This window comes from Sphaerisporangium krabiense, assembly GCF_014200435.1.
Lineage (GTDB): Bacteria > Actinomycetota > Actinomycetes > Streptosporangiales > Streptosporangiaceae > Sphaerisporangium > Sphaerisporangium krabiense.
Window position 1 is genome coordinate 2,156,071 of the sequence record NZ_JACHBR010000001.1, and the last position, 21,261, is coordinate 2,177,331.

The 21,261-nt window shown below is 71.6% G+C and carries 18 protein-coding genes; 10 read left to right on the plus strand and 8 right to left on the minus strand.

The features are described from left to right. Positions 1 to 18: 18 nt before the first annotated feature. A complete protein-coding gene (locus BJ981_RS09320; RefSeq protein WP_184609943.1) occupies positions 19 to 1,416 on the minus strand; it encodes a sensor histidine kinase in 1,398 nt (465 codons plus the stop codon). A 459-nt stretch (positions 1,417 to 1,875) separates the two neighbouring features. On the opposite strand from BJ981_RS09320, the gene BJ981_RS09325 reads away from it, so the two are divergent. Further along, complete coding sequence (locus tag BJ981_RS09325) at positions 1,876 to 2,238, plus strand: hypothetical protein (protein WP_184609945.1); 363 nt, start codon at positions 1,876 to 1,878, stop codon at positions 2,236 to 2,238. A gap of 202 nt (positions 2,239 to 2,440) precedes the next feature. On the opposite strand, the gene BJ981_RS09330 is transcribed toward BJ981_RS09325, so the two are convergent. Further along, entirely contained in the window at positions 2,441 to 3,181 is a 741-nt protein-coding gene (locus BJ981_RS09330) for a DUF2306 domain-containing protein (RefSeq protein ID WP_184609947.1), read from the minus strand. A gap of 114 nt (positions 3,182 to 3,295) precedes the next feature. Between BJ981_RS09330 and BJ981_RS09335 the strand changes: the two genes are divergently transcribed. From BJ981_RS09335 to BJ981_RS09345, 3 genes are all read left to right on the plus strand, one after another. Beyond that, positions 3,296 to 4,036: a TetR/AcrR family transcriptional regulator gene (locus BJ981_RS09335; protein WP_184609949.1), complete on the plus strand. Its 741-nt coding sequence runs from the start codon at positions 3,296 to 3,298 to the stop codon at positions 4,034 to 4,036. 279 nt (positions 4,037 to 4,315) lie between these two features. After that, on the plus strand, positions 4,316 to 4,516 hold the full coding sequence (locus BJ981_RS09340) for a ferredoxin (RefSeq protein WP_184609959.1): 201 nt from the start codon (positions 4,316 to 4,318) through the stop codon (positions 4,514 to 4,516). Position 4,517: 1 nt separating this feature from the next. Continuing rightward, complete coding sequence (locus BJ981_RS09345) at positions 4,518 to 5,789, plus strand: cytochrome P450 (protein ID WP_184609961.1); 1,272 nt, start codon at positions 4,518 to 4,520, stop codon at positions 5,787 to 5,789. 62 nt (positions 5,790 to 5,851) lie between these two features. On the opposite strand, the gene BJ981_RS09350 is transcribed toward BJ981_RS09345, so the two are convergent. Together BJ981_RS09350 and BJ981_RS09355 are read right to left on the minus strand one after the other, a co-directional pair. Further along, on the minus strand, positions 5,852 to 7,669 hold the full coding sequence (locus BJ981_RS09350) for an RICIN domain-containing protein (RefSeq protein ID WP_184609964.1): 1,818 nt from the start codon (positions 7,667 to 7,669) through the stop codon (positions 5,852 to 5,854). Positions 7,670 to 8,036: 367 nt separating this feature from the next. Beyond that, on the minus strand, positions 8,037 to 8,993 hold the full coding sequence (locus BJ981_RS09355; protein WP_184609966.1) for a glycosyltransferase family 2 protein: 957 nt from the start codon (positions 8,991 to 8,993) through the stop codon (positions 8,037 to 8,039). A gap of 140 nt (positions 8,994 to 9,133) precedes the next feature. Here BJ981_RS09355 and nhaA point away from each other — a divergent pair, with 140 nt between their 5' ends. Together nhaA and BJ981_RS09365 are read left to right on the plus strand one after the other, a co-directional pair. Next, positions 9,134 to 10,438 carry a Na+/H+ antiporter NhaA gene (nhaA, locus tag BJ981_RS09360; protein WP_372437024.1) on the plus strand — a complete coding sequence of 435 codons (1,305 nt, stop codon included), beginning with the start codon at positions 9,134 to 9,136 and terminating at the stop codon, positions 10,436 to 10,438. Between the two features lie 126 nt (positions 10,439 to 10,564). After that, positions 10,565 to 11,488: a TIGR03620 family F420-dependent LLM class oxidoreductase gene (locus BJ981_RS09365; protein WP_184609970.1), complete on the plus strand. Its 924-nt coding sequence runs from the start codon at positions 10,565 to 10,567 to the stop codon at positions 11,486 to 11,488. 21 nt (positions 11,489 to 11,509) lie between these two features. Here the strand turns inward: BJ981_RS09365 and BJ981_RS09370 are convergent, their stop codons facing one another. The 4 genes from BJ981_RS09370 to BJ981_RS09385 form a co-directional block, all read right to left on the minus strand. After that, positions 11,510 to 11,938: a DUF2267 domain-containing protein gene (locus BJ981_RS09370; protein WP_184609972.1), complete on the minus strand. Its 429-nt coding sequence runs from the start codon at positions 11,936 to 11,938 to the stop codon at positions 11,510 to 11,512. 60 nt (positions 11,939 to 11,998) lie between these two features. Beyond that, entirely contained in the window at positions 11,999 to 14,002 is a 2,004-nt protein-coding gene (locus BJ981_RS09375) for an erythromycin esterase family protein (RefSeq protein WP_184609974.1), read from the minus strand. Positions 14,003 to 14,014: 12 nt separating this feature from the next. Beyond that, positions 14,015 to 14,464: a DUF1931 family protein gene (locus BJ981_RS09380; protein WP_184609976.1), complete on the minus strand. Its 450-nt coding sequence runs from the start codon at positions 14,462 to 14,464 to the stop codon at positions 14,015 to 14,017. A 114-nt stretch (positions 14,465 to 14,578) separates the two neighbouring features. Next, positions 14,579 to 16,474: a glycoside hydrolase family 15 protein gene (locus BJ981_RS09385; RefSeq protein ID WP_184609978.1), complete on the minus strand. Its 1,896-nt coding sequence runs from the start codon at positions 16,472 to 16,474 to the stop codon at positions 14,579 to 14,581. A 218-nt stretch (positions 16,475 to 16,692) separates the two neighbouring features. On the opposite strand from BJ981_RS09385, the gene BJ981_RS09390 reads away from it, so the two are divergent. The 4 genes from BJ981_RS09390 to BJ981_RS09405 all read left to right on the plus strand — a co-directional run bounded on the left by BJ981_RS09390 (position 16,693) and on the right by BJ981_RS09405 (position 21,201). After that, positions 16,693 to 17,610 carry an SRPBCC family protein gene (locus BJ981_RS09390; RefSeq protein ID WP_184609980.1) on the plus strand — a complete coding sequence of 306 codons (918 nt, stop codon included), beginning with the start codon at positions 16,693 to 16,695 and terminating at the stop codon, positions 17,608 to 17,610. A gap of 11 nt (positions 17,611 to 17,621) precedes the next feature. Continuing rightward, positions 17,622 to 18,794 carry a zinc-dependent alcohol dehydrogenase gene (locus BJ981_RS09395; RefSeq protein ID WP_184609982.1) on the plus strand — a complete coding sequence of 391 codons (1,173 nt, stop codon included), beginning with the start codon at positions 17,622 to 17,624 and terminating at the stop codon, positions 18,792 to 18,794. A gap of 319 nt (positions 18,795 to 19,113) precedes the next feature. Continuing rightward, on the plus strand, positions 19,114 to 19,860 hold the full coding sequence (locus BJ981_RS09400; protein ID WP_184609984.1) for a GntR family transcriptional regulator: 747 nt from the start codon (positions 19,114 to 19,116) through the stop codon (positions 19,858 to 19,860). Positions 19,861 to 19,887: 27 nt separating this feature from the next. Then, positions 19,888 to 21,201 carry an ABC transporter substrate-binding protein gene (locus BJ981_RS09405; RefSeq protein WP_184609985.1) on the plus strand — a complete coding sequence of 438 codons (1,314 nt, stop codon included), beginning with the start codon at positions 19,888 to 19,890 and terminating at the stop codon, positions 21,199 to 21,201. Positions 21,202 to 21,261 lie beyond the last annotated feature (60 nt).

Here is a 21,261-nt window from a genome sequence, read left to right on the forward strand (position 1 = left end):
GCGCCGGGAGTCGCGCGGTCAGGAGCCGGCCCGGGCCGCGGGGGTCGAGTGGTCGGGGTGGCGGGGCAGGCGGAGGACGAAGCGGGCGCCGGTGGGGCTGTCCTTGATGCGGAGGGTGCCGCCGTGGGACTCGGCGATCTGGCGGGCGATCGCCAGGCCCAGGCCGGTGCCGCCCGCGTCCTTGGCCCGGGCCTGGTCCAGCCGGGCGAACCGCTGGAAGACCAGCTCACGCTTGTCCGGATCGATGCCGGGGCCGTCGTCGAGGACCTCCAGCACGGCGGCGCCGTGCGGGAAGCCCTCGCCGGAGGCGTCGCCGTGGGCCACCACGACCGTGATCATGCTCTCGGCGTGCCGGTCGGCGTTGTCCAGGAGGTTGGTGAACAGCCGGCCCAGGCGGATCCGGTCGCCGAGCACCACCACGCCGGGTTCGAGGTGGCAGATGATCTTCTTGGTCGTCTGGTGGCGCATCCTGCACTCCTCCACCACCATCTCGACCAGGTCGACCGGGTCGCGCTCGGCCGGCACTCCGGACTCCAGCCGGGCGATGGTCAGCAGGTCGCAGACGATCGACTCCAGTCGGTCCAGGCCCTCCAGGATCGCGCCGGCCAGCGCGGGGACGCTGGTCTGCCGGGGCGCCAGCATGGCGTCCTCCGCCTCGGCGCGCATGGCGGTGATGGGACTTCGCAGGTCGTGGGAGGCGGCGGAGGCGAACTGGCGCTGCTGCTCCATGGCGCCCTGGAGCCGGGTCAGCGTGTGGTTGATGCTGTCGGCCAGGTCGTGGATCTCGGTGTCGGACGGCGCGGGCACGCGGCGGCCGGGACAGGAGGCGTTGATCTCGTCCAGTTCCGTGCGGATCGCGTCCACCGGCCGCAGGGACCTGGTGACGATCCTGTTGCCGAGATAGGCGACGGCGAGGGTCAGCAGGACCACCGAGGCCCCCACCAGGGCGGCCAGCCCCGGGTCGGTCCACAGGGGCGGTCGCGGCGAGGCGGTGTAGACGATCCAGTCGCCACCCGGCCGGTGCGCGGACTGCGCCACGACGATGGAGCACCGGTCCCGCCCGGCGGCTCCTCCGCAGACGACCTGGGCCCGGGTGCCCTCGCCGTCGGGGGTGAACGTCGCCATCGGGGGCTTTCCTCGCAGGGCGGGGGTGGACGCCACGACCCGGCCGTGCTGATCGACGATCTGCACGTCGCGGAACGGCCGGACGGTGAGCACGGGATCCACCTGCCCGTGTTCCGCCTTGAGCGCCACGCGGCCCGCGGTCGCGCGGACCTCCTCGGTGAGCTTGGCGGTGGCGTAACGCTGGAGGGCGGCCATCAGCGCGACGGCCATCAGCGTGGAGAGGACGGCGGCCACCAGACCGGTGAACACGGTGATGCGGCGGGTGATCGAACGTCCGTGCCTGGCGTTCATCCTCCCCTCCCCCGCCGAATGGACCGCACCGGCCCTGGGCCTGTGGACGAGACGTCGTCCGCGGGTGCCGAGACGGGAACCAGCAGTGATCATCCGCCCACGCGTCCCACGCATCGACGTACATACCCGCTGGTCAGAGGCACTACCAAGGCAAAGTCGGGAGGCGCGCGGCTCCCGGGACACGGTCTTCGCCGGCCCCGGGTGTGCCGACTCCCGGGGCGGCCGCGCACCCCGGTCACCCATTCGAACTATTCGAACTATTCGGACATATCCGGCTATAACTAGCGAATGACATAATGAGAGGCTAAATAGCGACCAAGAGGCAGTTGTCGTCGTTTGCCGGGCATCGCCCTGGAAAGACCCTAGATGGGCAGGCTCTGGACGAGTCACCCGCGCATTTATCTCGATACAAGCGATAAATGCCTTCATAGGGGGACCCGACATCAAGGGGGATACGCAATGCCCGGCATCAAGAAATTCGCCGCAACGCTCGCCGTCACGGTCGCGCTCACCGGTGGCGCGGTGGGGCTGAGCGCCGCGACGTCCACCGGCGCCACCGCCTCCGCCGCCGTCACGACCGGCGGCGACTGGGAGGGCGGCGGACACGGCAAGTGGGGCGGCTGGGGCGGCGGCGGCCATGGCAAGTGGGGCGGCCACGGCGGACACGGCCACGGCAAGTGGAGCGGCTGGGACGGCGGCGGCGGCAACTGGGGCGGCGGCCACGGCAAGTGGGGCGGCCACGGCGGCGGCAACTGGAGCGGCTGGGACGGCGGGTTCGACTTCGGCTTCCCCATCTGGGAGCTCACCGACTTCTGGTGGTGACCCTGCCCCACCCGCAGGGCTCATGATCACGAAGGTCCTGGAGCGGCCACGCTCCAGGACCTTCGCCTTCATCCAGACGACCCGAATTTCGAATAATGGACGGACCGAAAACAATCCGCCATGTTGGGCGGCCACCGATCCCCCGCATCCTCCCGCGGGGATATCCGCGCGAACGGCCCGGCCTCTCGGCCCGGCGTCCCGTTCAGGCGGCGGTGCGGGCACGGGCGCGGCGCTTGGCCGCGTCGCCGCGCCCCAGCCACCACTCGACCACCAGCAGGGGCACGGTCCACCCCAGCCAGCCGCCGAGCCCGGCCACGGTCCGGGTCAGTTCCTGCTGGTCGCCGCCGAACAGGGTGTCCAGCGACGGGCTGAGCGTCAGGGTGAGGATCACGCCCCAGATCCGGTTGGTGATGATGGAGAAGGTCAGCGCGAAGGCGCGCAGCATCCACCGCCGGTGTTCGACGAAGCGGCGCCGCCTGGCCATGCGGTAGCCGGCGGCGGTGCAGCCGAGCCACAGCAGCGCGAGCATCACGTTGCTGACCGCCAGCACCGGGCCGAACGGCGTGAGCGCGCCGATGACGATGCCGGACAGGCCGGCGGGGAGCACGCCGGCGAAGACGTAGGCGCGGCCGGTCCACCGGTGCGCGGCGGGGTGGCGCCGCCGGAACCACGGCCACACCTGCAGGAAGCAGGTGATCATGGCCACGCTCGCGAACAGCACGTGCGCGACGAGCAGCGGGTAGTGGGCGGCGAAGTCCTCCACCGGCACCCGGGACCGCGCGGGGTCGCCGGTCAGGTACGGGGGCAGCGAGAAGGCCAGGAACAGCACGGTGACGAACCCGAGCGGCGCGACCCAGGGCCGCCGCCACCAGGGGATTCGCGCGGAGGGTCGGAGTAACGGGTCCGGGACGTGCTCTCGGGGTGCCCGCGTGGAGATGGCCATGGACGGCTCCGTTCGCCTGGATGCGTATGACGTACGCTGAGCGTAGACCATACGCACCGCGTAGGGAATACGCCGTGCGTATGAGATACGCGCCGACTTGCTACCATGGCGGCGATGAACGAGAAGTCCCGCGACGATCTGCCGCGCCCGCTGGAGGTCCTCTGGAAGGGCCGGGAACGCCGCCCACGCGGCCCGGCGCAGGCGCTCAGCCTGCCGCGCATCGTCGCCGCGGCCATCGCGCTCGCCGACGAGGAGGGCCTGCCCGCGCTGTCCATGGCCCGGCTCGCCCAGCGTCTCGGCTGCGCCCCCATGTCGCTGTACCGGCACGTCGCCGGCAAGGACGAGCTCCAGCTCCTGATGATCGACGGGGCCACGGCCCCCGCGCCGCGCATCGAGCCGGGGCCGGGCGGCTGGCGGGCCGGTCTCGCGCGGTGGGCGGTGGAGATGCGCGGGGTCTACCACCGGCACCCCTGGATCCTCCAGATCACCGGCGGCCCGCCCCTGGACCCGGGCCAGCTCGCCTGGGTGGACGCCGGGCTGCGCACGCTGAGGGCCACGCCGCTGCCGCCGGCCGAGAAGCTGTCGGCGATCATGCTGCTGACGTACTACACGCGTGGCCACGCGCAGATCTCGGCGCGACCGCCCGTGGAGCCCGCCGAGGCCCTCGCCGAGGAGGCGGGCTACGAGACGCTGCTCAGGCGCCTGGTGGACGCCGAGCGGTTCCCCGACCTGGCGGAGGCCCTCGCGGAGGGCGCCTTCGCCCCCGACCCGGACGCCGCTCCCGAGGCGGACTTCCTGGCCGGGCTCGACCGCATCCTCGACGGCCTCGAGACCCTGGTCGGCCGCCGCGGATAGGGACCGGACTTCAACGGACACCGACCACAAAACCTCTTAATAAACTCATTTACTACCTCTGGTTGCGAAAACTCCCGCCATTTCTTGACATGTCGTGTGGATGATCTTTTAATCTGGGGTATGGGGCGTATCTCGGTGGCCACCGCCGCCGAGTCGAATCGGCGGATCATCGGTCCGCCGCTCACCGTCGGCCTCCTCCCGCGGCCGGGCGAATTCTGATCGTCGAGGCACTGCTCGCCGCCCGCCGCGAGGAAATGACGACACAGAGGGAGCGCCGGAATGAGAGTGAAGATCGACCCCCGACGGTGCCAGGGCCACGGTCGCTGCTACGACCTCGCGCCCGGCCTGTTCGGTGAGGACGACGAGGGGTACGGGAAGGTCCTCGGGGACGGCGCCGTGCCGCCCGGTGAGGAAGAGGCGGCGCGCCGCGCGGTGTCCAACTGCCCGGAGCGGGCGATCGAGACCGACCGGGAGTCCTGACATGGCCGTCGACGACCGCTTCACACAGCATTTCCGGGAGAAGCCGAGCGACCGTCTCGTGGGCGTCCGCAACCAGGTCGTCACCGGCCCGGTGTCGGACTGGGCCACCGACTTCTCCCACACCGAGCCCGAGTGGGCGGCCGACCCGTACCCCATCCAGGACGACCTGCGGCGGCGCTGCCCGATCGCGCACACCGACCGGTTCGGAGGCGGCTGGCTCCCGACCCGCTACGACGACGTCACGGCCATCGCCTACGACACCGACCGCTTCTCGTCGCGGGCGGTCATCATGGGCAACTACCGGCCGCCCCAGGAGCTGGCGCCGATCGGCGGCGCGCCGCCGATCTCCTCCGACCCGCCCTTCCACCACGACGCCCGCAAGCTGCTGCTCCCGGCCTTCACCAAGAGCGCGGTCGCCAAGCGGGAGGAGGCGACCCGCGCGTACTGCCACGCGCTCGTCGACGCGCTGGAGGGCCAGGAGGTCGTGGACGCGGCCCGCGACTACGCCCAGCACATCCCGGTCCGCGTCATCGCCGACATGCTGGGCTTCCCGCCCGAGGACGGGCCGCGGTTCCGCGAGTTCGTGGAGAACACGCTCGAAGGGGCCAACCTGCCGCCGGAGGAGCGGATACGGCGGCTGGACGCGCTGTTCGACTACCTGTACGACCAGATCGGCGACCACGTCGACAACCCCCGCGACGATCTGACGACGTACCTCTTGACCGCGGAGCTCCACGGCGCGAAGCTGCAGCCGTCCCACGTGGCCGGCACGATGTCGCTCCTGCTGATCGCGGGCATCGACACCACGTGGAGCGCGATCGGGGCGTCGCTGTGGCACCTGGCCAGGACGCCGGAGCACCGCGAGCGGCTGGTGGCCGAGCCCGGCCTGCTCCCGACCGCGATGGAGGAGCTGCTCAGGGTCTACGCGCCGGTGACGATGGCGCGGCTGGTCAGGGACGACATGCGCTGGGGCGGCGTCGACATGAAGGCCGAGGACTGGATCCTGCTGTCGTTCCCGGCGGCCAACCGCGACCCGGCGCAGTTCGACCGGGCGGACGAGGTGGTCCTGGACCGTGAGGTCAACCGGCACGTCGCGTTCGGCCTCGGCATCCACCGCTGCCTGGGGTCCCACCTGGCCCGCATGGAGCTGCGGATCGCCCTGGAGGTCTGGCTGGAGCGCGTCCCCGTCTTCCACCTCGCCGACCCCTCGGCCGTGACCTGGGCCGCGGGCCAGGTCCGCGGGCCGCGCGCCCTCCCGCTCCGCATCGGCTGACATCTGCCGAAAGTCCACGGAAAGCGGTGGGCCGCCCTCGGGAAAGGGCGGCCCACGGTGGGTCAGACCGGGTTGAGGTACCAGATCTCGTTGCCGGCGACGACGCCCTTGGCGGGGTCGGTGTTACCGGTGATCGTCTGCTGGTCGAGCGTGGTGCTGCTCGCCGGCGAGTCGAGCACCTTGCCACTGAGGCGGTTGACCAGGTAGAAGGTCCCGTCCGCGACGCGGCGGAGCGTCCATTGCTGGTTGGTCGCGGTGCCGCAGGTCGCCTGCCTGATCTGGACGCCGTCGGTGCTGCTCGCCGTCACCAGGTCCAGGCACTTGGAGCTGTTGACGTTCACGAGCTTCCAGTACGAGCCGGTGGCCTGGAGCTGCCAGCGCTGGCTGGTGGCCCCGGACGGCGCGTTGTGCGTGATCAGCGTGCCGGACGCCGTCGAGCCGCCCACGGGCTCGGCGTTGTCGCGGGTGCCGAGGCCCTGCAGGTAGTAGACGCTGTTGTTGACCGGCGCGATGCCGGTGACCTGGTTGAACACCCACTGCTGGTTGGTCGCGCCGGTGTAGACCTCCTGCGTGACGGGGGCGGGGTAGGCCGAGCCCGCCGTCAGCGCGAGGCCGGACAGCCAGTCGAAGATCGCGTAGGTGTTGGTGCCGGTCGGCAGGTAGGCGAAGCGCATGCCGTCCTGGCCGTTGCAGATGTACTGCAGGAGGGTCGTGCCGGGCGTGGTGCCGCTGTAGGAGCTGTCGGCGCACAGGCGGCTGCCCACGTTGATGAACTGCAGCCCGGTCGTGTAGCCCATCAGCCACTTCTGGCTGGGGGTGTCGACGCGCGTGCGCTGGCTCAGCTCCGTCAGCGCCCCGGTGGAGGCGCCGATGGGTTCGAGGGCCCCTCCGGTTGCCACGTTCGTGATGACGTAGGTATTACCGGTCTTGGGGTGCGGGTCGCTGTCGGCGGTGGCGCCCTGGATCAGGTACGCGCTGTTGGCGACGTTCCAGTGGGTGGCGAGGTAGCTGCCCGCGGTGGGGGCGGCGTTGTAGTAGTCGTCCCGGTTGCAGTCGGGGATGCGGTAGTCGTTCCACTGCAGGCAGGACCACGTGGGCGTGCCCCCGTAGCACATCAGGTCCCACTGGTCGAGGCAGTGCCAGCTCCCGTCGGAGTGGGCGGCGCTGAGCTGCACGGCGCCGAAGGTGTGCCCGAGCTCGTGGGCGATCGCGTTGGCGCCGAAGCAGCCGGGGATGGCGTCCACGCGGGCGTAGGCGAGGCCGTTGTTCAGGTTGGTGGACCCGGTCGTGGTGTCGTCGCCCTTGATCTCGCCCATGCCGCAGATGACCGTGGCCTCGGTGAGCAGCAGGTAGTGCCGGTCGGTGCTGGTGTAGCCGAGGGCCGCGACGGCGCTCTTGCCGGAGTCGAAGTCGACGAGCGAGCCCGCCGGCACGACCACGTTGCGCACGACGGCGGCGCAGCCCCCGGACACGGCCGTGGTGACGTAGCGGACGTGCCTGCTGCGGCCCGAGGTGGCGGCGGCGTCGTTGAAGGCGTCGTCGGCGTTGGCGAGCCACGCGCGGATCATGGGGAGGAGCTGGGTGTAGCGGTCGGGCATGGACGGCTCCCGCACGTACAGGACCTCGACGCGCTTTCCGCTGGTGCCGTCGCCGTCGCAGGCGACGAGCTGCGGGCCGACCTGGGCGGCCTTGGCCTGACTCGGCGCCAGGGCGGCCGGTCCCACCCGCTGGCCGATCTTCGCGCCCGGGAAGACGTCGGAGGCGACGCGGGTCGGGCCGTCGTCCCGGGGAGCGGCCAAGGCCGCCGAGGGTAAGGCGATCAGGCCGGTCGCCAGGAGGATCCATGCCAGGACGAGGGACAGCTTTCGCCGGGGTTGCATTCTGATGAACTCCCATCGGCAGGGATACGCCCTCAATGGGGCGATTCATCGGCAATGATCACACTCGGCGGGATAAATGCAAGGCGCTTGTAATATTTATCACAAGCCATTGACTCGATGGATGTCGCCGCGTATTGGCGTGTTTGTCAACACGTGGGGTAACGCTTCTTTCCGCTTCGGCCACGCGCTGAAGTCAGGGAACGCGGCAGGTGACGGCGAGACGAAGGCCGGACGACGGCCGGACGACGCCGGGTCCGAGCGGTGGCAGTCCTGACACCGATGAAAGGCGGACCGCCATGATTAACGGCCATGACAAAGCCAGGCCATTCTCACGGTAAAGCGTAATATCCGGGGTTCCCGGGAACGGTCAGCTCACGTAGCGGCGGGCGGCCGAACGGGACTGCGGTCCCTCCAGGGCGGAGAAACGCAGCTCGACGTGCGGCGGCAGCGAGCGCCGTTCCGCCAGCACCCACGGAAGCCCCCGCAGCGCGTCCCAGAACGCCAGCGCCGACACGCGGTCGCGCGGCACCGTGCGCATCAGGTGCGAGGTCCGCCGCAGCGCGGGACGCAGGGGCCTGCGCAGCCAGGTGAACCACAGCGTGTTGCGCAGCCCCACCCGCCGGCGGGCGTGCCCGTCCCGGACCGCGGCCTGGTGGTGGACGGTGAGATCCTCCAGGTAGCACAGCTCCCAGCCCGCCGTGGCGAGGTCGGCGGCCAGCAGTTCCTCTTCTCCGCCGAGCCACAGCCGCGCGTCGAAGCCGCCGCACCCGAGGAACGCGTCGCGGCGCAGCACGGACGCCCCGGCCAGGAAGCTGCCGAGCGCGGGTCCCGGCAGCCAGGCGGGCCCGGCCACGGGCGAGCCGCGCAGCTCGGCCACGATCGGGTCCTCGCGGCCGCCCGGCTCCACGAGGATCCGCGCGGTGAGGACGGCCAGGGCCGGGAAGCGGTCGAGCACGTCGGCGGCCCGGCTCAGACAGCCGGGGTCCCACCAGGTGTCGTCGTCGCAGAAGGCGACGTAGGGGGTGGCGAGCCTGCGGACGCCGACGTTACGCCCGACCGCGCCCAGGTTCTCGCCGAGCGCGACCAGTTCGACCTCCGGGTACGCCGCCGCGACCGCGGGGGCCGTGCCGTCGCGCGAGCCGTTGTCGACCAGGACGACCTGCGGGCGCTCGGGCAGGGCGCGCAGCCTCGCCAGCGTGGCGAGGGCCTCCCGCCTGCGGTTCCACGTGATGACGACGACGCCGACGCGCCGCTCGCGGGACGCGCGCGGCCCCTTGGTCGTCCGCTCGGCGCCCCGGGCGGTGGCGCCTGAGATCGGCCCCATACCCACGGGGTGCCCGGTATATCCCTGTGGAACTCGCACCCGGCCCGCCAGATCGCGGTATGGCTTCCTTTAAGGTAGAGAGCGGTGCGCCGGGAAGTCTGGTCGGCAATGTCCGATCCAATGGCGACCCTGGAGCGTTCGTGGGCACCTCACAGACGAAGGCGTACCGCCTGCTGAGCCGAGGCTCGAAAGGCGAGGCCGGCCGTATCGCCGCCGTCCTGCGCGAGGAGACCGTCGGGGGCGCCCTGCTGCTGGTCGCCGCGGTGGCGGGGCTGGTCTGGGCCAACAGCCCCTGGTCCGACGCCTACCACGCCGTGCGCGCCTTCGAGTTCGGGCCCGCCACCCTGCACCTGCGCCTGAACACGGCGGCCTGGGCGGCGGACGGCCTGCTGGCGATCTTCTTCTTCGTCGCCGGGCTGGAGCTCAAGCGGGAGTTCATCGCCGGCGACCTGCGCCGGCCGCGCCAGGCGGCGGTGCCGGTCGCGGCCGCCCTCGGCGGTGTGATCGTTCCGGCCGTGATCTACCTGTCCCTCACCATGGGCACGTCGACGGCCAAGGGGTGGGCCATCCCCACGGCCACCGACATCGCCTTCGCCCTGGCCGTGCTGGCGGTCGCGGGACGGCACCTGCCCTCGGCGCTGCGGGCCTTCCTGCTCGCGCTCGCCGTCGTGGACGACCTGGTCGCCATCGTGATCATCGCCGTCTTCTACACCACCCACCTGACGGCGCCGGCGCTGCTCGCCGCGCTGCTCCCCCTGGCGGCGTTCGCCGTGCTGGTACGGCGCGGGGTGCGCGCGTGGTGGCTGCTGATCCCGCTCGCGGTGGCCACCTGGGCGCTGGTCCACGCCTCGGGCGTGCACGCCACCGTCGCCGGGGTGCTGCTGGCCTTCGCGGTGCCCGTCCGGCGCGCCGGCGCGCCCGCCTCCGGCTCCCCGACCGGCGGCGTGACCGACCTCGCCGGCCACTTCGAGCACCGTTTCCGGCCCGTCTCCGCCTCCGTGGCCGTCCCGGTGTTCGCGTTCCTGTCCGCCGGGGTGACGCTCGGCGGCCTGGACGGCGTCGCCACCGCGCTCGGCGACCCCGTGGCGATCGGCGTGGCCGCCGGGCTGGTGATCGGCAAGCCCGTGGGGGTCATGGCGGCCACCTGGCTGGTGGCCCGCTTCACCCGGGCAGAGCTCGACGCGGGACTGGCCTGGATCGACGTGCTCGGCCTGTCCGTCCTGGCCGGGATGGGCTTCACCGTGTCGCTGCTCATCGGCGAGCTGGCGTTCGGGGCCGGCACCGCGGCGGGCCGGCACGTCACGATCGCGGTGCTCGCCGGTTCGCTCACCGCGGCCGTGCTCGCCTCCGTGATCCTGCGCCTGCGCGGCCGGGCCTACCGCCGCGTCCGGCAGGCCGAGGAGGCCGAGGAGGCGGAGGAGGCGGAACCCGGCCCGGCCGGATGACCGCGCCCGCCCGCGTACACGGCCGGCCTCGCCCACGGAAAACAACGGAAAACATCGGCGTGACCCGCGCCTTCGCCCGCCGCGGGCGGGAAGGCTCCCGAGCGTGACCAGGACCGGAGGCGGGCCATGCGGGAGACGAGCACCACGCCGCGGACGGACCCCGCGGCGCTGAAGGAGCGCCTGGGCCGCGTGGGGGTGTGGCTCGCCCGGCCGTGCTTCGACTCCGCGGCCACGAGCCGGGCCGCGGCGGTCACGATCGAGGAGCTCGGATACCGGGCCCTGTGGTTCGGCGAGCTGCTGGGCGGCAAGGAGGCGCTGGTCAACGCGTCGATCCTGCTGTCGGCGACCGACGACCTCATGGTCGCCACGGGCATCGCCAACATCTGGGCGCGGGACGCGACCGCCGTGGCGGCGGGGGCGAACGCGCTCGCCGAGGCGTGGGAGGGACGCTTCGTGCTCGGCCTCGGCGTGAGCCACGCCCCGCTGGTGCGTCCCCGGGGGCACGCGTACGGCAGGCCGGTCGCGACCATGCGGGCCTACCTGGACGCCATGGACCAGGCCCCCTACCGGGCCCCGCTGCCCGAACCGCCCGCCCGGGTGCTCGCGGCCCTGCGGACCAGGATGCTGCGCCTGGCGGCCGAGCGCGCCCAGGGCGCGCACACCTACTTCGTCACCCCGGAGCACACCATGCGGGCGCGGGAGATCCTCGGCCCGGACCCGCTGCTGGCCCCCGAGCAGGCGTTCGTCCTGGAGACCGGCCCCGACCGGGCCCGCGCCGCCGCGCGCGCGTACATGTCCTTCTACCTGGAGCTGCCGAACTACCTCAACAGCCTGCGCGAGCTCGGCTGGTCGGACGCCGACTTCGAGGGCGGCGGCAGCGACGCGCTGGTGGACGCGATCGTGCCGTGGGGTGATCCGGACACCGTGGCCGAACGGGTGCGCGCCCACCACGAGGCAGGAGCCGACCACGTCTGCGTCCAGCCGCTGGCGGACACGACGGACGCCTGCGTCGAGCAGCTCCGGCGGCTCGCCCCCGCCGTCCTCGGCTGACGCGGGCCGCCGCGAGGCCGGCTAGGGGAGCACGTCGGCCAGGTCCCTCGGCATGCCGGCCTTGACGTCCTGCCACTCGCCGTCGGCGACGTAGGCGCGCAGGGCGGTCAGGACCGTCGCGACGAGCCGCTCGGTGCCGCCCTTGACCTCGTACGGGAACTCCTTGCGCACGCGGGCCAGGAACTTCTCCCTGTCCATCTTGGCGGGGACCGCGCTCGGGTCCCAGCCCTCGTAGTAGAGGCCGCGGACCAGCATCGGGAGCTGGGCGCCGAGCTGCGCCGCCTCCTCGACGGTCAGCCGGTCGCGCAACGTGTGCAGGACGGCCCGGGCGGCGGCGTAGGACTGGTTGCGCCGCTCCTTGGGCCAGCCGTAGGCCTGCTCGATCTGCTTGAGCAGGTGGTTGGTCTTGTCGACGGTGGTGTTGAACGATGAGTATCCCGTGTCCGCCATCGGTTCTGCTCCGTCCCTGCGGTTTCGCCCGTTCCCGTGGCCCGCCGTGCCTGCGGCGCGTCAGACGGTGAACGGATAGGTCTCCGGAACCTCGCCCTCTTCCCACCGGGCCGTGCGCTCGAGGGGTTCGACGGCCCGCGTCTCGTCGATGTGGATCACGGCGTCGAACTGCTCGGACACCCGGCAGCGGAAGTAGTGGCTCTGCCGCTCGGTGCGCGGCCGGTAGATCACGCCGATCGCCCGTTCCAGGCGGGCCTTGCGCAGCGCCCGCGCGGCCTCCGGCGCGACGGCGAACGAGACCAGGAACTCCTTGCCCCCGACCTCGTGGTGCAGTTCCTCGATCGACTCGGGGAGCCCCGGGCGCACCCGCTTGCGCTCGGCGGGCCCGCCCCAGTCGTCGGCCGCCGTCACCGTGCCCGTGTAGGTGGTGAAGCCGATCAGACGGCACTCCCCGGCGAACCGCTCGCGCGCGAGCTGCCCGAGGGTGAACTCGCCGCGCGTGCCCGCCTCGGTGACCCGCGCGTCTCCCACGTGCGAGTTGTGCGCCCACACCACGATCTTCGCGGGGCCGCCCCTGCGGCCCAGGTGGCCGGCCAGCGCCTCCAGCGTCTCGGCCATGTGCCGGTCGCGCAGATTCCACGACGACACCGAGCCCCGGACCATGGTGCGGTAGTACTCCTCTGCCGCCGCGACCACCCGCGCGTTGCGCTGGGTGTAGAACAGCTCGTCCTCGGCCGGCGGGCCGTCGCGCCGCGCGTACTCCAGGGCGTGGCGCCGCAGGTCGACGAGCTGCTCGACCACCTCGCGCTCGCAGCCGTCCCCGGCTCCGAACCCGGCCGCGAAGCCGTAGGCCCGGCCCTCGTCGCCGTCCTGGTGGTCGAAGCAGCCGTAGCGCTCGCGGGCCCGCGCCGCGGCGGCCGGGTCCACCCGCTCCAGGTAGGCGACGACCTCGTGCATGGACCGGCGGAGGCTGTAGAGGTCGAGCCCGTAGAAGCCGGCGCGCTCCTCCTCGGGGAGGCCGTCGTTGTGCCCGCGCAGCCATCCGACGAAGTCGAGCATGACCGCGTTGCGCCACATCCACGCGGGGAAGCGTTCGAAGCCGCGCAGCGCCTCCTCGGCGTCGGCGTCCTCGCCCCGTCCCTGGACGTACCGGTTCACCCGGTAGGCGTCGGGCCAGTCGGCCTCGGCGGCCACGGCGCGAAACCCCCTCTCCTCGATGAGGCGGCGGGTCATCCGGGCGCGCGCCGCGTAGAACTCGTGGGTGCCGTGGGAGGCCTCGCCGATGAGCACGACGCGCGCGTCCCCCACGAGCGTGAACAGGGCGTCGTCGGCCGGGACGCCGTCCTCGGCGGTCAGCGCCTCGGCGCGGACGGCGGCGACGTCGCTCATGGCCGGCGGGCCGTACGGCCCGGTGCGGGTTCTGGACGCCGCGCGCAGCAGGTCGCGGACCTCCTCGCCGGTCGTCTGGGTGAAGTCCCAGAAGGACCGGCCGACGGAGAGGAACGGCGACGGCGTGGTGGCGCAGACCACCTCGTCGACGAGGTACTCCAGGTCCTCGCACGTGGACTCGGGCGCGGCGGGCACGGCGACGACGATGGCGGCGGGCTCGAACCCGCGCAGGGCGTGGATCGCCGCCCGCATGCTCGCGCCGGTGGCGAGCCCGTCGTCCACCAGCACGATCGTCTTGCCGGTGAGCTCGGGCGGCTGCCGTCCCTCGCGGTAGGCGCGCTCGCGCCTGAGCAGTTCACGCGCCTCGCGCCGGGCCGCCGCGCGCATCGTCTCCGCCGGGATGTCGAGCGCGCCGGCGACGTCCTCGTTCACGACGACGGCCCCGCCACCGGCGATCGCGCCCATCGCCAGCTCCTCACGGCCGGGCACGCCGAGCTTGCGCACGAGGAAGACGTCGAGCGGGGCGTCCAGGGACATGGCGATCTCGTACGCCACCGGCACCCCGCCGCGCGGGAGCCCCAGGACGACGACGCCGGGGTGGTCCCGATACCCGTCCAGGAGACCCGCGAGAACCCGCCCCGCGTCGCGCCGGTTCTGGAACAGACGGTTCGACATGGCGGCGGCCTCCTAGAGCAGGAGCTCGAAGACGGAGATGACGCGGTCCCATTCCTCGGTGGTGGGGTTCTTCCGGCCGGGGTCGAGGATCTTGAAGGTGCGGGCCAGGGCGAGCGAGAGCCCGCCGACCACCTCCGGCAGCCGCTCCACCAGCTCCGTGCCGAGGCTGCCGTCCAGCGGCGGGAACGCGGCGAGCCGCTCCAGGACGGGCGTCAGCGCGATGTCGTGGTCCAGTTCCCTGAACCGGTGGATGCTCTCCTGGAGGCCCTTGGTGACGGGCAGGTCCCACGGCTCCACGACGTCGCGGCCGTTGGCCTTGGCGTGGGCCTCCGCGATCACCAGCAGGTCGTAGAGCTTGCCGTTGACGAAGTCGGTGTAGCGTCGCAGGTCCGCCTTGTCCACGTCCAGACCCGCCGCCGCGCGAAAGAACCGCTCGAATCGCGGCACCGCTGTGAGTACCATGCGAGTCCCTTCCGGCGTGGTTTCCCGAGCCTAAAAAGCACCCCATATCCATCAAATCGGATATAGCTCACCAAAACCGACACTACGCCCCTCTTCGCGGCACGGGGAAGGTGGTCAGAGCCTTCCGGGGAAGTCCCCCGCGCGCGCCGCGGGCTCGCCGCGCTCGGCGCGGATGAGGTGGATCACCGCGTTGATCAGCGACAGGTGCGCGAACGCCTGGGGGAAGTTGCCCAGGTGCCGCCCGGTGAGCGGGTCGATCTCCTCGGCGTAGAGGCCGAGGGGGCTCGCGAAGGACACGAGCTTCTCGCAGAGGCGGCGGGCCCGGCACAGCTCCCCGATCTCGGTCAACGCGGACACCAGCCAGAACGAGCAGATCGTGAAGGTGCCCTCCTCGCCGGACATGCCGTCGTCGGTGTGCTTGGCGGAGTAGCGCAGCACGAGGTCGTCCACGGTCAGCTCGCCGGCGATGGCCAGCACGGTGTCCCTGACCCGCGCGTCCTGCGGGGGCAGGAAGCCGACCAGGGGGATGAGCAGGAGGGACGCGTCCAGCGCGTCGGTGTCGTAGTGCTGGGTGAACACGCCGCGCGCGCTGACCGCGCGGGAGCACACCTCGGCGTGGATCTCGTCGGCGACCGCCTGCCAGCGCGCGGCCAGCTCGAACTCCTCGCGCGTGCGCGCCAGGCGGGCGCCCCGGTCCAGCGCCACCCAGCACATGACCTTGGAGGAGGTGAAGTGCTTGGGTTCGCCGCGCACCTCCCAGATGCCCCGGTCGGGTTCCCGCCAGTGCTCGATGGCCGACTCGACCAGGCGCTTCAGGATGGGCCACATGCGCTGGTCCAGGCGGTCGCGGGACCGGGTGTGGATGTAGAACGACTCCAGCACCGTCCCCCACACGTCGTTCTGGCGGTGCCGGTAGGCGGCGTTGCCCACGCGCACCGGCCGCGCGCCGTCGTAGCCGTGGAGGTGGTCGAGCACCCGTTCCTCCAGGTCGCGCTCGCCGTCCACGCCGTACACGACCTGCAGGTCCCGGTCGCGCTCGGCGACGTCGGCGGTGAACCAGAAGAAGTCGTCGGCCTCCCAGTCGAGGCCGAGCGTGTAGAGGCCCCAGAGCGCGAAGGTGGAGTCGCGGATCCAGCTGTAGCGGTAGTCCCAGTTCCGCTCGCCGCCCGGCGTCTCCGGGAGCGAGGTGGTGGGGGCGGCGACCAGGGCGCCGCTCGGGGCGAAGGTCAGGCCCTTGAGGGTCAGCGCGCTGCGCTCCAGGCACCCGCGCCAGGGGTGGTCGGGGAAGCGGCCGCGGGCGAGCCAGTGCTGCCAGTGGTGCGCGGTCCACACCAGGCGCCGGTACGCCTCGTCGAAGGTGTACGGCGGCTCGTGCTCGGTCCACGACAGCGCGCAGAACCGTGTCTGCCCCTGCTTCAGCAAAGTACGGGCCACGGCCCGCCCCTTCTCGAACCCCAGCCGCATGTCGGTGGTCAGCTTCAGCTCGACGGGCGTCCCGTCGGCGCGGGCGAGGCCCTGGTGGTAGCCGTGGTCGGTGTAGCACCAGTCGGCCGCCAGGCGGCCGTAGTCGAAGACCGGCTCGCAGTCCAGCGTGATCTGCGCCTCGCCGCTGACGCAGCGGACGGTCCGCAGCAGGACGTGGTCGGCGTCGTAGTCGGTGGGCGCCCGCCGGTGGGTGCGGGACAGCTCCCTGTCGTGGTGCCAGGGGCCGATGAGCAGGAGGTCTCGGATGATGATCCAGCCGGTGGCCGTCCCCCAGCTCGTCTCCAGCACCATCGTGCCGGGCAGGTAGCGCCGCGCCGAGGGGACGGCGGTGTCGGCGGGGCCGAGGCGGAAGCCGCCCGCGCTCCGGTCCAATATGGCCCCGAACACGCTCGGGGAGTCCAGCCGGGGCAGGCACAGCCACTCGATGTTCCCGCTCGGCGCGACCAGGGCCGTGGCCTCGCAGTCGGAGAGGAAGCCGTACTCGGCGATCGGAGGGAAAGCCGACTCTCCACGTGACGTGTCCATCCAGAAGCACCCCCGTGCGCCGGCGGGCGGCCCCGGCAGGTCTCCCCTAGCCCCCAAATCCGGCTAAATCAGCATATATACCACCAAACCACCTACCCCGATCAGTGTCGCCCCGGAACAGAGGGGTACGGCTTAGCGGTACACGAAGGATCCGCCGCGGGCGCGAAGGCGGCGCCCGGCGGATCGCATCGAGAACCACCCGGCCATGTGAGGTTCACATGAGCGAAGCAGAACACCACAACGCCCACCGCTGGGCCGGCGTCCTCGGATGGGTCAGCGCCGGCCTGGGCGTCCTGCAGGTCGCCGCGCCCGACACCGTCGTCCGGGTGATCGGCGCCGGGGACAGGCCGTGGGCCCGCCGCGTGGTGCGGCTGATCGGCCTGCGGGAGCTGTTCCATGCGGCCGTCCTGCTCGGGAGCCGCAGACCGGCCCCCCTGGTGTGGACCCGCGTGGCGGGCGACGCCATGGACCTGGCCCTGCTGGGCCGCCTGATGGCCGAGCGCGAGGACGGCGGACGGCGGCGCCTCGCCGCGAGCACCGCCGCCGTAACCGGCATCACCTTCGCCGACATCGTCACCGCGGTGCGCGGCGGCCACGAGCCGGGCCTTCCGCCGCACCGCCTCACCAACCTGCGCGCGGCCATCACCGTCAACCGGCCGCGCCGGGAGGTCTACCGGTTCTGGCGCGACATCGAGAACCTTCCGCGCTTCATGATCCACCTGGAGTCGGTGGAGCCGATCGCGGGCGGATACTCGCACTGGAGGGCCAAGGGCCCCGCCCACAAGAGCGTCGAGTGGGACGCCGAGATCATCGAGGACCAGACCGAGCAGCTGATCGCCTGGCGGTCGGTCGAGGGCGCCACCGTGCGCAACCGGGGCTCGGTGCGCTTCACCGACGCCCCCGGCGGGCGCGGCACCGAGGTCCGGGTGGACATCGACTACGACCCGCCCGCGGGCAAGGTCGGCCTCGCCTTCGCCCGGCTGCTCGGCGAGCACCCCCAGCAGCAGGTGTGCGACGACCTGCGCCGGTTCAAGCAGGTCATGGAGACCGGCGAGGTGGCCCGCTCGGAAGGCAGCCCCGAGGGCACCCGCGCCCGGCGGCAGCTCTTCCAGCGCCCCGCGCAGCCGGTCAGGTGAGGGAGGGAACCATGAAAGCCAACTGCTGGATGGGGCGCAACACGGTCGAGGTCCAGGACGTCCCCGACCCCGGAATTCTCAACCCGAGGGATGCCGTCGTCCGCATCACCTCCAGCGCGATCTGCGGCTCCGACCTGCACCTGTACGACGGCTTCGTCCCGACCATGAAGAAGGGCGACGTCCTCGGCCACGAGTTCATGGGCGAGGTCGTCGAGGTCGGCCCCGGGGTCACCACCCTGCGGGTGGGCGACCGGGTCGTGGTGCCGTTCCCGATCTCCTGCGGCGGGTGCCTGGCCTGCGAGAACGGGCTGTTCTCCGTGTGCGAGAACTCCAACCCGAACGCGGGCATGGCCGAGAAGCTCCTCGGCCACTCCCCGGCGGGCATCTTCGGCTACTCCCACATGCTCGGCGGCTACCCCGGAGGCCAGGCGCAGTACGCCCGGGTGCCGTTCGCCGACGTCGGGCCGATCGTGGTCGACGACGACCTGCCCGATGAAAAGGTGCTGTTCCTGTCCGACATCCTCCCGACCGGCTGGATGGGCGCCGAGATGTGCGAGATCAAGCCGGGCGACGTGATCGCCGTGTGGGGCGCGGGCCCCGTGGGGCAGTTCGCGGTCGCGAGCGCCCTGCTCATGGGCGCCGAACGGGTGATCTGCATCGACCGCTTCTCCTACCGGCTCCAGATCGCCGCGCGCGCGGGCGCGGAGACGATCAACTACGAGCAGACCGACGTCTTGGACGCGCTGCGCGACATGACCGCGGGCCGGGGGCCGGACGCGTGCATCGACGCCGTGGGCATGGAGGCGCACTACCCCGTCCCGGCCGTCCACGCCTACGACCGGGCCAAGCAGGCGACCCGGGCCGAGACCGACCGGCCGTACGCGCTGCGGGAGGCGATCCTGGCCTGCCGCAACGGCGGCGTCGTCTCGGTGATCGGCGTCTACGCGGGGCTGATCGACAAGTTCCCGATGGGGTCGTTCATGAACCGGTCCCTGACGCTGCGGACGGGCCAGTGCCACGTCCAGCGGTACATGGAGCCGCTGCTGGCGAGGATCAGGGAGGGGGCGCTCGACCCCAGCTTCGTGATCACCCACCACCTGGACCTGGAGGACGCCCCGCGCGGATACGAGATGTTCAAGCACAAGGAGAACGAGTGCAACAAGGTCGTCCTGCACCCCTGGTGACCGGGACGCTGCGGCCCGCCGCCGGGTGAGGCGCGGGCATGGACATGGGCACAGGCACGGTGGAATCGACTTTCCCGTCGGTTCCACCGTCTTTTCGATCCCACCTCCCGTGGTCGCATGACGGCGGCGCGTGGCCGTCGTCGCGGACACGACCTTAGACCACAGGTCGGAGATCCACCGTCCGATCACCCTGATGACCAGGGGCTATGCAAAGCCATCGTCAGGCTCTGGTCTAAAAGAATCTTCGTTCTGGTATGGCCACAGCCCCCTTTGGACACCTAGCGTTCAGACACGGCACCACGAGCGGGAGGTGAGGGCCTTGTCCATCGAAGGATCCACCGACAGGACCGCCGAGACCCGTGCCCGCCTCCTCGACCTCATCGACTCGCTCCCGGCCGGGGAGCGCATTCCCTCCGAGCGCGAACTGGCGGAACGCTGGGGCGTCGCCCGGATGACCCTCCGCAAGGCGATCGACCGCCTCGTCCTGGACAGCCTGCTGGAGCGCAGGCACCGGCGGGGCACCTACACCTGCAGGCCCCGGGTGCCGCGGCACCTGACCATCTCCTCGTTCACCGAGGAGATGACCCGTCGCGGCGTCCAGGCGAGCAGCCGCATGCTGGCACTGAAGCGCACTCGCGCGAGCGTCGAGGTGTCCAGGCGGCTCCGCGTCCCCGAAGGGGAGCCGGTGATCCGTTTCACCCGATTACGGCTCGGTGACGGCGAACCGGTGGCGATCGAGACCAACTACGTGCCGGCGGTCCTGTTCCCCGGCCTGACCGAGGCGGACCTGGACGGGTCGTGGTACGCGGTGATGTCGCGCAGGTACGGCATCGACATCATCGCCGGAACCGCGCAGGTCCAACCGGCGCTCCCCGACGAGCGCACCGCCGAACTGCTCGGCATCCCGCCGGGCCAGCCCTGCTTCAGCATCCTCACCGTGGTCCGGGACCGCAACGGACGGGTCGTCGAGTACGGCGACTCCGTCTACCGCGGCGATTACTACACCATCACGGTCGAGCTCCTCCCTACGGTCGAGGCGCGAGGCGCCCCCCGTCCCCCCCACTGAACCTCATAGCAAGACCTGGAGGGATCCATGCCCAGGTATCGCCATTACCGGCGTCTCTCGGTGATCGCCGCCACCCTCGTCGTCGGAGCCGGGATGACCGCCGCGTGCGGCGGCGGCGACGGCGGCGGCGGCGACGGCGCCTCGACCGGCACGGTGAAGCTCAGCTTCTGGACCCACACCCACCCGCCGATGATCGACCTCAACAAGAAGCTCATCGCCGAGTACGAGAAGAGCCACCCGAACGTCAAGATCGAGTACCAGACGATCCCGAACACCGAGTTCGGCACCAAGATGCTCACCTCGCTCAGCACGGGAGCGGGGCCGGACATCATCAACATGGACGACAACGCGCTGCGCGGCGAGTACATCCCCAAGAACCTGCTCGCGCCGGTCGACCCGGCCGGGTTCGGCAAGTCGTCGGCCGCCGAGATCGAGGGCGGCTACGTGCCCGGCACGCTGGACGGGGCCAAGGACGCCAAGGGCACGCTGTACGGGGTGCCGAGCGAGTTCAACGGCACGGCGTTCGCGATCAACAAGAAGCACTTCAAGGACGCCGGGCTCGACCCGTCCAAGCCCCCGAAGACCTGGCGTGAGGTCGTCGAGTACGGCAAGGCGCTCAACAAGGCCGGGCACAAGCAGGCGTTCAACTTCCTCTACCTGCACTCCGGCTGGTACAGCCAGTGGTTCCAGACCCTGGCCAACCAGACCGGCGGGTCGATCCTGTCGGAGGACGGCAAGACCCCCGCGCTGCAATCGCCCGGCACCAAGGCGGCGATGAACCTGTGGGTCGAGCTGGCCCGCACCTCCGGCATCGCCGACCCCAAGACCTCCTCGCGGGACGCGACGGCGCCGTACCAGGACCTGGCGAGCGGCACGCAATCCATGGCGATCGTCTACCCGTGGGCGATGGAGCAGATCCAGCAGTCCAACCCCGACACCTACGCCGACCTGGCCGTGGTGCCGCTCCCCCAGGCCGACCCGGCCAAGCCGGTCAGCCGCGTGTACGGCTACTTCTGGGCGGTGAACAACGCGAGCAAGCAGAAGACCGAGGCGTGGAAGTTCATCTCCTACCTGGCGAGCCAGCACGACCGGTGGCTGAGCGACGTGAGCTTCGTCCAGCCGGTGACCGACTGGCAGTCCAGTGAGCCGGCCAAGAAGACGCCGTTCATCGACGTGATCGCGGCCGCCTACGCGCAGGGCCGCTACGACCAGGTCGGCCCGCACTGGAACGAGGTCCAGGACGTCATCCGCAAGGCGGTGGACGAGGCCGTGTTCGACGGCAGGCCGGTGGACGACGTGCTCAAGGAGGCCGACGAGTCGGTCCGGCGGAGCATCGGCTGACATGCCCACGATGACGCGGACCCCTTCGGGAACTTCGGGCACGGACGGCCGGGCCGCCCG

Excerpts from the sequence above, each read along its gene's own strand:
- BJ981_RS09320 (WP_184609943.1), bottom strand. The coding sequence starts at position 1,416 with ATGAACGCCAGGCACGGACGTTCGATCACCCGCCGCATCACCGTGTTC.
- BJ981_RS09325 (WP_184609945.1), top strand. The coding sequence starts at position 1,876 with ATGCCCGGCATCAAGAAATTCGCCGCAACGCTCGCCGTCACGGTCGCG.
- BJ981_RS09330 (WP_184609947.1), bottom strand. The coding sequence starts at position 3,181 with ATGGCCATCTCCACGCGGGCACCCCGAGAGCACGTCCCGGACCCGTTA.
- BJ981_RS09335 (WP_184609949.1), top strand. The coding sequence starts at position 3,296 with ATGAACGAGAAGTCCCGCGACGATCTGCCGCGCCCGCTGGAGGTCCTC.
- BJ981_RS09340 (WP_184609959.1), top strand. The coding sequence starts at position 4,316 with ATGAGAGTGAAGATCGACCCCCGACGGTGCCAGGGCCACGGTCGCTGC.
- BJ981_RS09345 (WP_184609961.1), top strand. The coding sequence starts at position 4,518 with ATGGCCGTCGACGACCGCTTCACACAGCATTTCCGGGAGAAGCCGAGC.
- BJ981_RS09350 (WP_184609964.1), bottom strand. The coding sequence starts at position 7,669 with ATGCAACCCCGGCGAAAGCTGTCCCTCGTCCTGGCATGGATCCTCCTG.
- BJ981_RS09355 (WP_184609966.1), bottom strand. The coding sequence starts at position 8,993 with ATGGGGCCGATCTCAGGCGCCACCGCCCGGGGCGCCGAGCGGACGACC.
- BJ981_RS09365 (WP_184609970.1), top strand. The coding sequence starts at position 10,565 with ATGCGGGAGACGAGCACCACGCCGCGGACGGACCCCGCGGCGCTGAAG.
- BJ981_RS09370 (WP_184609972.1), bottom strand. The coding sequence starts at position 11,938 with ATGGCGGACACGGGATACTCATCGTTCAACACCACCGTCGACAAGACC.
- BJ981_RS09375 (WP_184609974.1), bottom strand. The coding sequence starts at position 14,002 with ATGTCGAACCGTCTGTTCCAGAACCGGCGCGACGCGGGGCGGGTTCTC.
- BJ981_RS09380 (WP_184609976.1), bottom strand. The coding sequence starts at position 14,464 with ATGGTACTCACAGCGGTGCCGCGATTCGAGCGGTTCTTTCGCGCGGCG.
- BJ981_RS09385 (WP_184609978.1), bottom strand. The coding sequence starts at position 16,474 with ATGGACACGTCACGTGGAGAGTCGGCTTTCCCTCCGATCGCCGAGTAC.
- BJ981_RS09390 (WP_184609980.1), top strand. The coding sequence starts at position 16,693 with ATGAGCGAAGCAGAACACCACAACGCCCACCGCTGGGCCGGCGTCCTC.
- BJ981_RS09395 (WP_184609982.1), top strand. The coding sequence starts at position 17,622 with ATGAAAGCCAACTGCTGGATGGGGCGCAACACGGTCGAGGTCCAGGAC.
- BJ981_RS09405 (WP_184609985.1), top strand. The coding sequence starts at position 19,888 with ATGCCCAGGTATCGCCATTACCGGCGTCTCTCGGTGATCGCCGCCACC.